At 67.9% G+C, this 12,496-nt stretch carries 14 protein-coding genes and 1 tRNA gene; 10 read left to right on the forward strand and 5 right to left on the reverse strand.

Annotated features, from left to right (window positions below):
- Positions 1–56: 56 nt before the first annotated feature.
- Positions 57–890, reverse strand: a complete 834-nt coding sequence (locus ACFWP7_RS15195) for a helix-turn-helix transcriptional regulator (RefSeq protein ID WP_384381490.1) — start codon at positions 888–890, stop codon at positions 57–59.
- Between the two features lie 107 nt (positions 891–997).
- On the opposite strand from ACFWP7_RS15195, the gene ACFWP7_RS15200 reads away from it, so the two are divergent.
- The 4 genes from ACFWP7_RS15200 (at position 998) to ACFWP7_RS15215 (ending at position 5,253) form a co-directional block, all read left to right on the forward strand.
- Complete coding sequence (locus ACFWP7_RS15200; RefSeq protein ID WP_384381492.1) at positions 998–1,711, forward strand: SDR family oxidoreductase; 714 nt, start codon at positions 998–1,000, stop codon at positions 1,709–1,711.
- A gap of 129 nt (positions 1,712–1,840) precedes the next feature.
- Complete coding sequence (locus ACFWP7_RS15205; protein WP_384381494.1) at positions 1,841–3,169, forward strand: FG-GAP repeat domain-containing protein; 1,329 nt, start codon at positions 1,841–1,843, stop codon at positions 3,167–3,169.
- Between the two features lie 146 nt (positions 3,170–3,315).
- Positions 3,316–4,347, forward strand: coding sequence for a Yip1 family protein (locus ACFWP7_RS15210; RefSeq protein ID WP_384381496.1), 1,032 nt, complete (start codon positions 3,316–3,318; stop codon positions 4,345–4,347).
- Between the two features lie 168 nt (positions 4,348–4,515).
- The gene (locus ACFWP7_RS15215) at positions 4,516–5,253 is read left to right on the forward strand and encodes a hypothetical protein (RefSeq protein ID WP_384381497.1); all 738 of its coding nucleotides are present in this window, start codon (positions 4,516–4,518) and stop codon (positions 5,251–5,253) included.
- Here ACFWP7_RS15215 and ACFWP7_RS15220 read toward each other — a convergent pair.
- On the reverse strand, positions 5,184–5,909 hold the full coding sequence (locus ACFWP7_RS15220; protein ID WP_384381499.1) for a calcium-binding protein: 726 nt from the start codon (positions 5,907–5,909) through the stop codon (positions 5,184–5,186). The genes ACFWP7_RS15215 and ACFWP7_RS15220 overlap by 70 nt on opposite strands.
- A 75-nt stretch (positions 5,910–5,984) precedes the next feature.
- Here ACFWP7_RS15220 and ACFWP7_RS15225 point away from each other — a divergent pair, with 75 nt between their 5' ends.
- A complete protein-coding gene (locus tag ACFWP7_RS15225) occupies positions 5,985–6,413 on the forward strand; it encodes a hypothetical protein (protein ID WP_384381501.1) in 429 nt (142 codons plus the stop codon).
- Positions 6,414–6,461: 48 nt separating this feature from the next.
- Here ACFWP7_RS15225 and ACFWP7_RS15230 read toward each other — a convergent pair whose 3' ends face one another.
- The 3 genes from ACFWP7_RS15230 to dcd all read right to left on the reverse strand — a co-directional run bounded on the left by ACFWP7_RS15230 (position 6,462) and on the right by dcd (position 7,955).
- Positions 6,462–6,701: a hypothetical protein gene (locus ACFWP7_RS15230; protein WP_384381503.1), complete on the reverse strand. Its 240-nt coding sequence runs from the start codon at positions 6,699–6,701 to the stop codon at positions 6,462–6,464.
- A gap of 157 nt (positions 6,702–6,858) precedes the next feature.
- Complete coding sequence (locus ACFWP7_RS15235; RefSeq protein ID WP_384381505.1) at positions 6,859–7,383, reverse strand: phosphoribosyltransferase; 525 nt, start codon at positions 7,381–7,383, stop codon at positions 6,859–6,861.
- Positions 7,380–7,955, reverse strand: coding sequence for a dCTP deaminase (gene dcd / locus ACFWP7_RS15240; protein ID WP_384381507.1), 576 nt, complete (start codon positions 7,953–7,955; stop codon positions 7,380–7,382). Before dcd ends, ACFWP7_RS15235 begins: the two co-directional genes overlap by 4 nt.
- Before the next feature lie 502 nt (positions 7,956–8,457).
- Here dcd and ACFWP7_RS15245 point away from each other — a divergent pair.
- From ACFWP7_RS15245 to ACFWP7_RS15265, 5 genes are all read left to right on the forward strand, one after another.
- Positions 8,458–8,531 (forward strand) — tRNA-Gly (locus ACFWP7_RS15245).
- 688 nt (positions 8,532–9,219) lie between these two features.
- A complete protein-coding gene (locus tag ACFWP7_RS15250; RefSeq protein ID WP_384381509.1) occupies positions 9,220–10,476 on the forward strand; it encodes a serine hydrolase domain-containing protein in 1,257 nt (418 codons plus the stop codon).
- The gene (locus tag ACFWP7_RS15255; RefSeq protein ID WP_384381511.1) at positions 10,476–11,624 is read left to right on the forward strand and encodes a serine hydrolase domain-containing protein; all 1,149 of its coding nucleotides are present in this window, start codon (positions 10,476–10,478) and stop codon (positions 11,622–11,624) included. Before ACFWP7_RS15250 ends, ACFWP7_RS15255 begins: the two co-directional genes overlap by 1 nt.
- A gap of 91 nt (positions 11,625–11,715) precedes the next feature.
- The gene (locus tag ACFWP7_RS15260) at positions 11,716–12,090 is read left to right on the forward strand and encodes a hypothetical protein (RefSeq protein ID WP_384381513.1); all 375 of its coding nucleotides are present in this window, start codon (positions 11,716–11,718) and stop codon (positions 12,088–12,090) included.
- Positions 12,087–12,476 (forward strand): hypothetical protein, encoded by a 390-nt coding sequence (locus ACFWP7_RS15265; RefSeq protein ID WP_384381515.1) that lies wholly within the window; start codon positions 12,087–12,089, stop codon positions 12,474–12,476. The genes ACFWP7_RS15260 and ACFWP7_RS15265 overlap by 4 nt, the downstream gene beginning before the upstream one ends.
- Positions 12,477–12,496 lie beyond the last annotated feature (20 nt).

Consider the following 12,496-nt stretch of genomic DNA (forward strand, 5'->3'; position numbering starts at 1 on the left):
CCTCGGCCCCTCCTGCGTTCCCCTACCGGGTTCCCCAGGACATACGGCGACTCCCGTCAGGGCGTGGTCAGCGCCTGCGTCCCCAACACCCCCACCAGCGCCATCCGTTCGGCGTCCTCCGTGCCGGGCTCGGCCGTGTAGATCATGATCCGCAGATCGCAGCCCGCGACGCTCAGCACATCGCAGTCCAGCGTCAGGGGGCCCACCTGCGGGTGATCGATGGTCTTGCGCGACGACTCGGGCCGGCCCACCGCGCCCGAGTCCCACAGTTCGGCGAACCGGGCGCTGTTCGTGCGCAGTTCCGTGATCAGCCGCCGCAGCCGCTGGTCCGCGGGATACCGGTTCGCCGTCGCACGCAACTCGGCGACCTGCGTGGCCTCCAGCGTGCGCAGGGCCTCGGGGGTGTGGCGGACGCGGTTGCCGGAGCCGAGGAAGTTGCGCCACACCGCGTTGCGGTCGTTGCCGTGGTACTCGCCCATCAACGCCACGTACAGCGGATTGGCCAGCAGCAACGTCCACGCCGCGTCGCTGACCGCGACCGGCGTTCCGGTCAGCCTGTCCAGCATCCGCTGAACGCTCGGCGTGATGTACGCCGGCACGGTGCCCTTCCCCGGCGGTACCAGCCCGGCGACATGGAACAGGTGCGCGCGCTCGGCCACGGACACCCGCAGCGCCCGGCCCAGCGCCTCGACGACCTGCTCCGACGGGTTGGCCGCCCGGCCCTGTTCGAGGCGGGTGACGTAGTCGACGGAGATCCCCGCCAGCAGGGCGAGCTCTTCGCGGCGCAGGCCCTCCGCACGCCGCCGGCCGCCGACGGACAGTCCGGCCGCCTCCGGGGAGAGCCGCTCGCGCCAGCGCCGCACCGTGTGCCCGAACTCCGTGGTCGCCATGGATCCACTGTGCCCCGCCCCGCGCGGATCGTCCTGGTACTGCCAGTCCCAGGAAGACGGGACGCCTGGCTGACCGCGCGGCTCCGTCGCACTGTGGAGGCATGCCAATGACAACGACAACGACACTGATCACCGGAGCGAACAAGGGTCTCGGCTTCGAGACCGCCCGCCGCCTCGTCGCCGCGGGCCACACCGTCTACGTCGGCAGCCGCGATGCCGAGCGCGGCCGCCGGGCCGCCGAGCAGCTGGGCGCGCGGGCGGTCCAGCTCGACGTCACCGACGACGCGTCCGTGGCGGCCGCGGTGAAGGCCCTCGAGGCCGACGGGGGACTGGACGTCCTGGTCAACAACGCCGGCATCGAGGAGCGGGGGGAGAACAACGCCGTGATCGGCGCCGCGGACGTGACCGCCGACCTGATGCGGTCGACGTTCGAGACGAACGTCTTCGGCCTCGTGCGCGTCACCCACGCCTTCCTGCCGCTGCTGCGGCGCTCCGCCGCCCCGGTCGTGGTGAACGTGAGCAGCGGCCTGGGCTCGATGGCCCGGGTCAGCGCCCCGGACAGCCCGGCGTACCGCTACCCGGGCATCGCCTACCCGGCCTCGAAGACCGCGGTCAACCTGATCACCGTGCAGTACGCGAAGGCGTTCCCGGAGATGCGGATCAACTGCGTCGAGCCCGGCTACACCGCGACCGACCTGAACGGCCGCACCGGCACGCAGACCGTCGAGCAGGGCGCCGAGATCATCGTCCGCACGGCCCTGACCGGCCCGGACGGACCCACCGGCGGGTACTTCGACATCGACGGCCCGATCCCCTGGTGATGGCCTGAAGCAACACCGCCATCAGGCCGGTGAACCTCACGTGACCCACCCCGCACGTCACTCCCCTTAACTCCCCGCCGCAACAAGGCCATCATGTGCAGGTTGTTGCCGACGGTGTGTTCGAGATGGATGGTGCGCGTGCGAGGAAACGGGAGCGGGATACGTACGGCGGCCGCCGTCACCGGGCTCGGATGTGCCCTGCTCCTGACGGGATGCGCGGGAGGAGGCACCGGGAACTCCTCGGCACCCTCCGCCCACGACCCCATCGCCGTCGCCAACGCCCCCGCCCAGCTCCCCGTCCCACGCGGCGAGGGCAGCGACACCGCGGACGACTTCAACGGCGACGGCCACCCCGACCTCGTACTGAACGATCTCGTCAAGGGCCCCGACGACACCCACGGCGACGACGCGGGCATCGGCGTCGTGTACGGATCGGCCCGCGGCCTCACACCCGGCGCGCGTCAACTCCTCAGCCCCAGCCGCCAGGCCGCCGCCACCGACGGCCAACTCCCCGCCGTCTTCGACGCGGAGGCGAGCGGCGACCTGGACGGGGACGGCTTCACCGACCTCGTGGTCTCCACGGACCCGCCGTACAACGGACAGGGCATGCCCCCCGTACCCCTCCAGATCCTCTTCGGCTCCCCCTCGGGCCTGACGGGCAAGGCCGTCAAGCTGGCCATCCCCGCGAAGGCACGCTTCGGCAACGAGTGGCCGGACCAGCCGGTCCCCGGCGACTTCGACGGAGACGGCGCGACGGACCTCGTCGTGCACGCCTCGAACGGTCAACTCAGCTATCTGCGCGGCCCGTTCACCCGCAAGGGCGCCCCTCGCGCGGCGGGCGCGCCGCTCGCCTCCCCCGGCAACGTGCCCATGGGTCCCGCGGCCGACGTGAACGACGACGGCTACGACGACCTCCTTGTCCGTACGGCGGAAGGCACCGCCGCATCCGCGATCGTCCTCGGCGGCCCGGCGGGCCCCACCCGCACCGGCGCCACCCTGCCCACCGGCATCGACGTCGCTCTCGGCAGCTTCGGCAAGGGCAAGGCCCTGGACGCGGCGGTCGGCACGATGGGCGGCACCTCGCTGCGCTACGACCTGCCCGGCACCGCCCGTTCCAGCCTCGCCACCGCGGGCTCGGTACTCGACGCCGGCGACTTCGACGGGGACGGCCTGAGCGAACTCGTCTCCAGCGGCTCGGAACTACGCCTGCTCCGAGGCCGTACGACCGGACCGTCCCCGGCGGGCATGGTCACCGTCCAGCCGCCCGCCCAGGGCACCACCCGCGTCCTCACCGTCGCCGACTTCACCGGGGACGGACGGGCGGACCTGGTGGTACGGACGTACCCGGGAGAGACGAAGGACACGGTCGCGGTGTATCCGGGGGCGAGGGACGGCCTGGTGGCGAAGAAGCCGACGGTGACTTTCTCCACGTCGGAGTTCCTGGAGATGGACTCCTGACTCCTGACTCCTGACTCCTCATTCCTCATTCCTCATTCCTCATTCTTCGGGTGGACTTCCGCCCCTTCCCCCACTTGGCGGCGGAGGCCGTTGCTTTTCCCCACCCCCTGACTCCCCTTGGCGATCCCTCGGGCGTCCCTTAGGGGATGTCACAGCTCAGCCGCAAAGCCGGGCCGGGAAGGCCGGGCCCGGCACATCACTCTCCGGGACCAGGTACGTTCGATAACGTGGCTGGATTCAGGATCGGACGCGGCCGTGACAACCGCGCCCCGCAAGGGCGACCGCAACAGCAGCAACCGTCGTACGGGCAGCAGGCCCCGCAGCCTCCTCAGGGAGGCCGGCCGCCGTACGGCTACCCACCCGCGCCGCCGCAGCAGTACGGCGGCGGGCAGCAACCGTACGGCGGGCAGCAGCAGGGCGGCTGGCCCCAGGCGAATAGCGGTGGCGGTGGCGGTGGCGGTGGCGGTGGCATGGGTTACGGCGAGCCGGAGTACTTCGGTGACGGGCACCCGCAGCAGGGCCCGGACCCGTACGCGGCGAACCAGCCCGGGCACACCCAGGCCTTCTCGGTCGGCGAGGACCCGTACGTCCAGGGCGACACCTACCGTGCCGGCCAGGCCCCGGCCCCGCCGGTGGGCCCGCGCCTGCACTGGAAGGACCTGCTGAAGGGCATCATCACCCGCCCCAACCAGACCTTCCTCCAGATGCGCGACTACACGATGTGGGCCCCGGCCCTCATCGTGACGTTCCTCTACGGCCTGCTCGCCGTCTTCGGCTTCGACGGAGCCCGCGAGGACGCGATAAACGCCACCCTGTCGAACGCGATCCCGATCGTCCTGACGACGGCCGTCGCGATCGTGCTCAGCACGTTCATCCTGGGCGTGGTCACCCACACCCTGGCCCGCCAGCTCGGCGGCGACGGCGCCTGGCAGCCCACGGTCGGCCTCTCCATGCTGATCATGTCCCTCACGGACGCCCCGCGCCTGGTCGTCGCCATGTTCTTCGGCGGCGACGCCTCCTTCGTCCAGCTCCTGGGCTGGGCGACCTGGGTCGCCGCGGGCGCCCTCCTGACCGTCATGGTCAGCAAGTCCCACGACCTCCCGTGGCCCAAGGCCCTCGCCGCCTCCGCGATCCAGCTGATCGCGATCCTGTCGATCATCAAGCTGGGTACGTTCTAGACAACCTCAGCGGCACATGTGAAGGCCCCGGTCGAGCGCTCGACCGGGGCCTTTCACGTACGGACCACCGAGGCCGTTGCCGCTATGAGGGAGGAGGGCGTTTGAGGGAGGGGGCGGGATGTCCGGGCGCCACTCTCGACGGAATGCATCTGGCTCCTGACACTCTGGATGATCCTGGAGGACCGTGTTCCGACGCCACAGCAGGCACATGGTGTCTGGGCTTCCCTGTACCGCCTCGGCGGCCTGATAGGCCCCGGTGGAGTCCTCGCGTCCGTCGCCTTCCTTGCCTATCTCGTCGGCGCGATGCTCGCCGTACGAGTAGTCACCGTGAACGCGAGGGAAGCGCCGAAGGCCGCGAGGTTCTGGGGCGCCAAGACGGACCTCACGCCTCGCGTCTCACAGCTTGCCCACGACGACCTGGTCAGCTTCCTTCAGGACCACGAACGGGTGCCCGCACCGGAACCGGAGGTCCCCGCGGCCGGGAGGACGGAGCGCGAGGACGGCCGACGCCTCGTGGTGAACCTGGCAGTACGAGACATCCTTGGGGAGACCCGCCAGCTCCGCACCAAACTGCTGATCGCCAACTACGACTTGTTCAACGAGTACGACCGAGCGGTGGGTGAGGCAGAGTTCCGCAAGAACGTCGCCTACGCTCTCCTGGGTCTGACGGCCGCACTCAGTTGGATGCAGACACCTTGGTGGGCCTTCCTCCTGATTGTTGATGCGAACCGGATCGACGAGAGTGAGATCGAATCGACCAGGCGTGGTGTGACGGTCGCCTGTGGTCGAATCGGCGTTCTCCCGCATCAGGTCTCCGAGAGACTCTCCGTACGGGGCTATCGAACGTCTACGAAGTCGCCGGTCGCGCTGACCGCCGGAGTCGTCGTCGTGCCCGCGAAGCTGTAGCGGAAGTAGCCGTCGGTGGAGGCGGTGACGGTCGTCCTGAGGCTGCCCGTCGAGTTGGACTTGATCGTCTTCACCGTGGTGTAGGTGTTGCTGCCCTTCTTGCGGAACTGCAGCTTCACCGACTGGTTCGTGTAGCCGTGGTACTTGTTGTCCTCCCAGTTGGCCCGGGAGAGCTTGCCGGTGACCGTGATGGTCTTGCCCTTCTTCACCGGCTCCGGCGAGGCGTTGACCGTCAGCTTCGAGTAGCGCTGCACCTTGAACGTGGTGGCCGCGTCCCGGTGGATGTAGTTGTAGTCGTTGGCGGAGACCAGCGTGGCGAGGTTCCAGGTGGCCGCCGCGCCGTTGTCGACGAAGCCGGTCGACGCCTGCGGGTCGAACGTCAGCGTGCCCGTGCAGGTCGACGTGGTGGCGCTCGCCTTGACGCACTTGATCTCGCCGTCGTCGTACCAGATCTGCGCGAAGTTCGGATTCGGGCCGGAGGCGCTGATGTACGTGGTCCTGGCGATGCCCGAATCGTCCGGCGCGGTCACGGAGACCTTGGCGGACACCACGTTGGTGGTTCCGACCACGACCGGTTTGCCGCCGTTGACCGCGACCTTGTCGATCGTGATGTTGCCCGAACCGCCGTCATCCGCCTGGGCGGATGACGGCGGCACCGGTTGCGGTGGCGACCAGCGCAACGCTGGTGCCGAGCAGGAAAAGGCGCGTGGTTGTCCGCATGAACGTCCCCCATGGAGTCCTTGATTGATCAGAGGGAGCGTACGGCTTTGGCCAACGGTTCACCACGTCGTTCTTTCGACGCCTTCAGTTCGGTGCTTCAGTTCGGTGCTTCAGTTCGGTGCCTTCAGTTCGGTGCCTTCATCCAGGTCGGCGGTCATACCAACGCGGTCGGCCTCGAACCGGCCCCCGGCCAAGTTGCTTCGGGACGAAGAGGTCGCCTGCCACAGTCCGAGCTGCGATCGCTCGCGAAGGACCAGCGCCGGGTCAATGGAGGTTCACGAGTAGAAGCCGGTCCCGTAATCGGCATGACCGCACAGGTTGAGCGCGAGACGGCCGAGATCAGGTGGGTCAGCCTTTGCCAGCAGGTTGGCGTCACGCTCGCGTGGCCTGGCCGGGAAAACGCGGTCTTCTCTCCTGTCCAGGACGGCGCCCGGGACTGAGAGGTGGATCCGCCCGGCATCGAACCAACTTCGGGTAGTTCGAGGTCGTCAGGGCGCTGTATCGCCCGCGGCCAGCCGCCGACCGATCTCCTTCAGCTCCACCCGGGCCGACGGCGTACCCGCAGGCGTCTCCCAGAACGGATGCGCCGCGATACGCCGAGACAACGCAAGCAAAGACCGGCGGTGGCCGGCGGCGCCCGTGTCCTGCACCGACACGAGACGTTCGTAGGTCACGTACCAAGCCGTCTGCGCAGCCAAAAGATCATCTGGGATGCGGTGCCTGTCCATGCCCATAATTAGATCGCATGTTCGATTTCTCGATCAAGCCAACTCTCCCAGGTCACGGTCATCCGCGTACGACGCCCACCACAACGCAACAGGCCCCCGGCTCACGCCGAGGGCCCTGATCTTCGTCAGCCAGAAGCTGCTACGACGTGTCCGCAGCTCAGAGGGCTTCCGTGTTCTCCTTGGCCGCCTCGCCAGACTTGTGTACCGGAGGCAGAACACTCCACGGAAAGTTGATCCACTCGTCGGTTCGCTTCCACACGTACTCGCACTTCACGAGTGAGTGGGGCTTCTCGTAGATGACGGCGCTGCGGACCTCGGCGACGGCGTCGACGCAGAAGTCGTGGACCAGCTTGAGCGTCCTGCCGGTGTCGGCGACGTCGTCGGTGATCAGGACCTTCTTGTCGGAGAAGTCGATGGTGTTCGGGACGGGGGCGAGCATGACGGGCATTTCCAGGGTGGTTCCGACGCCCGTGTAGAACTCGACGTTCACAAGGTGGATGTTCTTGCAGTCGAGGGCGTAGGCGAGGCCACCCGCGACGAAGACGCCCCCGCGGGCGATGGAGAGCACGATGTCCGGCTCGAACCCGTCGTCGGCGATGGTCTGGGCGAGCTCGCGGACGGCGGTGCCGAAGCGCTCGTAGGTGAGGTTCTCGCGCACGTCGCTGGTGCTGTTGTCGGTCACACCTGGGTCCGATGGAAGTTGAGGAAGGACCGGGACGCGGTCGGCCCACGCTGTCCCTGGTAACGCGACCCGTACCGGTCACTGCCGTACGGGAACTCGGCCGCCGAGCTGAGCTGGAACAGGCACAGCTGCCCGATCTTCATCCCCGGCCAGAGCTTGATGGGGAGGGTCGCGAGGTTCGACAGTTCCAGGGTGACGTGCCCGGAGAACCCGGGGTCGATGAACCCCGCCGTGGAGTGCGTGACGAGCCCGAGCCGCCCGAGCGAGCTCTTTCCCTCCAGCCGCGAAGCGAGATCATCGGGCAGCGAGATGACCTCGTACGTACTGGCGAGGACGAACTCCCCGGGATGCAGGATGAACGGCTCATCCCCCTCGGGCTCGACGAGCCGAGTCAGATCCGCCTGTTCGACGGACGGATCGATGTGTGGATAGCGGTGATTCTCGAACACCCGGAAGTAGCGGTCGAGCCGCACGTCGACGCTCGACGGCTGCACCATGGATTCGTCGTACGGATCGATCCGCACCCGTCCGGCATCGAGCTCGGCCCGGATGTCCTTGTCTGAGAGAAGCACGCCCCGAGGATACGCGGGGACTGTCTGCAATTGCGCACAGTCCCCCGCGCCTCACACAAGGCCTGCCGTTTCCCTACCGCTTCTCAAGCGTGACCGGTACCGGTACGACGTTCCGGAGCCGCGCACACCGCGGACACCGGATGAGCCGACCAGGACCGAGCCGCTCGGCCTGCTGCATCGGGAACGAAGTGGTGCTGAACACGTGCCCCTCGGCACAACGGACGACGGTGCGCTCCATCAAGTCCTCAGAGTCCCTTCCCCAAGAGCCGCGTCTGACTGACGACGAAAGCCCACATTACGGGACGTAAGGGATGACCCTCCAGACGGCACTCCGGTCGCACACAGACCCTCTTCCGCGCCCCCACCGTACGCCCCAACTCCGGCCCCTCGCAGCCGCATCCCCCTCCCCCGAAACGCACCCTGGCCCCACGGCTTCAGCGCCGGGGGCCAGGCATGAGGTAGAGTGACCGGGCATTCGACACCGGCCGAACCGGCGTCTTACGCGGGTGTAGTTTAGTGGTAGAACATCAGCTTCCCAAGCTGAGAGTGCGAGTTCGATTCTCGTCACCCGCTCCAGATTGAAGCCCCAGGTCGATGGCCTGGGGCTTGTTTGTTGTCTAGACCAATTCGAGGGCTGCGTGCCCTTCACGTGCCCTAAGTCGAGGTCAGGGGGCATCCCGGGACCCGCCGACTAGGCGATTCGAACGCCAGGCCGTTGAATCGTCTCGAATAGCGAGACGCAATTCATGTGACCTGAGTCACCGCCAACAAGGTTATGCGTGAAGTCGCCTTGGCAAAGTCACTATTGACCCCGTCGCAGCTATGTCGTATCAGGGTGGTCCCTGCTCGGTTCACGTTCCGGCGCTAAGCCCAGTTCCGCGCCTCCGTGGCCATGCCGAAAATAAGGAGCCTCGTCAGGGTGTCGCAGTAGCCTCGCGCGGCGCCAGGCTACGTCGAAGCTCACGCCCTCTCGGCCATTGCGCATGATCTGGAGCGCGCGCCAGCTAGTCAGTGGGGACAAGAGGCAGCGAAGGAAGATGAGCCCGGCTTCGTTTCCGCTCTCGGCTCGCCCGTCGCAGGCGTCTTCGGCCTCACCGTCACGGCCGCCAGGCAGGTCGTGTGGCTCCGCTCACCGCAGTTGGTGATCGGAGCCGGGTGCTGACGACGCGGGCCGATTCCCACATGGCGATGGTGGTAGCCCCACCCACGGGCCGGGGGCTTCCTTCATGGATTCGGCGGGCCCGCTGCGACCAAGCTGGTGAGCATGAGCACCCACACCGCATCCTCCCGCCCACGCCTGCCTGTTGTGACCGCGCTGGTTACCGCCACCGTCTGTGCCATGTCCCTCGGTGTGTCGGCCGGGCCCGCGCCCGCGCAGGGCAGTGGCGGGGGACCGGAGGCCGTTGGGGCTCCGCTGTCGCAGAAGCAGTTGCAGAGGGAGGTGGACCAGACTCTCAAGGAGGCCGGGTACATCGGCCTGTCCCTGCAGGTACGCGACGGGCAGAGCCGGACGTACGCCGTCGCGGGAAAGGCCGAGTTGGGGACCGGTCGGCCGGTCTCGCACCAGGCCAACTTCCGGGCCGCCAGCGTCACCAAGACGTTCGTGTCCACGGTCTTGCTCCAACTCGTGGCCGAGGGGCGGCTTTCGCTGGACGACACCGTCGAGAGGTGGCTGCCCGGAGTCGTGGACGGCAACGGCAACGACGGCAGCCGCATCACGCTCAGACACCTCTTGCAGCACACCAGCGGGATCTACAACTACGACTACAGCGAGGACACCGGCAGCACCGCCGCCGACTTCGAGCGGACCAAGTTCGACCACCACGAACCGGCGGAGTTCGTGGCCGGAGCGGTTCGCCACGAGCCCGACTTCGCGCCGGCCGACCCCAACGACCCCGCGCCTGACTGGAATTACTCGAACACGGGCTACGTCCTCGCGGGGATGGTCATTGAGAAGGCGACGGGCAAGTCCTGGGACCAGGAAGTACGTGACCGTATCGTCCGCCCGCTGGGCCTCACACAGACGTACGCGCCGGGCGACGACCCGAGCCTGACGGGGCCGTACACGCATACATACCAGCAGTTCCCGGAGTCGACCGGCTGGACGGACACCAGCATCCGTAACGCGTCCTGGGCAAGCTCCGCCGGTGAACTGATCAGCAGCGAGACGGACTTGGACCGCTTCCTGACCGCTTTGCTGCGCGGGCAGCTGCTGCCGCCCGCGCAGCAGGCCGAGCTGCGCCGAACGGTGCCCGTCAGCGCGGACTTCCAGCAGGTCTTTCCCGGACTGGAGTACGGACTCGGGGTGATGCGGCAGCCGCTGAGCTGTGGCGGAGCGCGCTGGGGGCACGGCGGTGACCTGGAGGGGCAGACGGTCAGGACGGCTGTCAGCGAGGACGGAGAGCGGTCGGTGGTCATCAACGCGAGCGGCAAGAAGGCGGACGACGTTTGGCTGTTGGGGGCGGAGAAGCGCGTGCAGGAGCTGATCGACCGCCTGATGTGCGGGGATGGTGCACAGTGATGCGGCGGCGGTCGCTGATCGCGGCACTCGGCGCTGCTGCGGCGGTGCCCGCGCTGACGGCACTTCCCGCGTACGGGCGGGAGGTTACCGCGCTCCAGCGGGGTGCGGACGCCGTGCACCGGGCTGGCGGGGCGGTCGGTGTCGCGGCGGTGCTGCACACGCCGTCGGGCGTCTCGGTCGCGCACAGCGGGGTGTCCGACCTGCGTACGGACGCGCCGGTCCGGCCGGACGCGCGGTACCGCGCGGGCAGCACGGTGAAAACGCTCGTCGCGACGGTGCTTCTGCAACTGGTCGGCGAGGGACGGCTGTCGCTGGACGACGCCGTGGAGAAGTGGCTGCCGGGGGTGGTGGGCCGTCCGGGCATCACCGTGCGGCATCTGCTCCAGCACACCAGCGGGTTGCGGAGTTACACGAGCCTGCGCAAGGTCTTCCCGGCCGGATACTCCGCACGGGAGTACTACGACAACCGCTTCCGCCGTTACACCGCACGGGAGTTGGTCACGGCGGCGGTGCGTGAGCAGCCCGTCTTCGAGCCGGGGGCGGGGTGGTCGTACTCCAACACCAACTACGTACTCGCGGGGATGGTCATCAAGCAGGTGACGGGCCGTGCGTGGCGTACGGAGGTACGGGACCGGATCGTCCGGCCGCTGGGGCTGAGCGGGACCACGCTGCCGGGGAACGATCCGTACCTTCGCGCGCCGTATCTGCACGGCTACCACACCTTCGCGGAGGACGGCCGCCGTATCGACACGACGGTCTTCAACTCCACGGCGGCGGACGCGTCGGGAGACCTGGTCACGACGCCGGGGGAGGTGAACCGGGTCTTCACGGCATTGGTGACGGGCGAACTGCTGCGCCCTGCCCAGCTCACCGAGATGCAGCGGACGCGTCCCATGCCGGACAGCCCCGAGCGGGGCTACGGCCTCGGCCTGGAGACCACCCCGCTGAGCACGGGCGGCTTCTACTGGAACCACGGCGGAAACGCGCTCGGCTTCGCCAGTGAGAACGGCATCACGTTGGACGGGCGCCGGTCGGTGACGGTGGTGGTGAACAGCTTTGACGAGGCGGACGAGCAGGCGCAGGAGGCGACGGACAGGGCGGTCAAAGCGCTGATCGACCGGGCGCTGACGGGGGTGCGGGTGCGGTAGGGGGCGCACTGACGGGGGATTGGCAACCCCCGGTCCCCGGCCCCTGAAAGCTGTGACCCCAACAGCCGTAAATGACCTGTGCATGTCTTGTGTGACGGGAGGTTATCAGCGTGCGACGGTCCGGCTGTTCAACCCCGGAAAGAACCACCGACGCCCAGAACTCGACAAGCAGAAAGGGCCGGTGAGCCTCCGCGAGGCATACTCGACCCGGTACATGGACGACATGCTCCAGTACGACGACGCGCGCCGCTACATCGAGATGATGCAACGACGCGTCTTCGACTCGGTCGAGAGGTTCCTCGAGGATCACAACGTCGACACCGGTTCCTACGTGCAGCAGACCACCGTCATTCTCCAGAACTCCGGCGTCATCAATTACGGCGAGATGGGCTCCGTACAGAACCAGCCCGGAGCCGTCGGTTCTCAGATGAACGCCCAGCCCCCGCCAACAGGAGGAAAAGCGTGATCCGCAGGAACAGCCAACCCCCGAACGGCAGTTCCGGCGTCGTGAACTACGGGGCGATGGGGAACGTCCAGAACCAGCCGGGTGCCACCAACTCCCACCAGAATCAGACCAACACCGGCTCCGGCCAGGACCAGTCGAAGGAGTTCTCCCCCCTGCTCGACCGCATCCGACAGCAGTTGGCGGCGGAGCAAGGCCGCGTCAACGACTATCAGCAGTGCGTCGTCCTTCTCGATCTCACCGCCCAGCAACGCCTCGACGACACCGGCGGCCGCACCGTGGCGAGGACAACTCTGGAACAGATCCTGACCAAATGCGACGGCATCCCCGGACTCGTATCCCTGGTGAGTTCCGCTCTCGCTCTGATCGCCACCTTCGCCAGACGGTGAGGACAACTCCACAACCTGTC

It is taken from the genome of Streptomyces sp. NPDC058470 (assembly GCF_042721055.1).
In the GTDB taxonomy this organism is placed as follows: domain Bacteria; phylum Actinomycetota; class Actinomycetes; order Streptomycetales; family Streptomycetaceae; genus Streptomyces.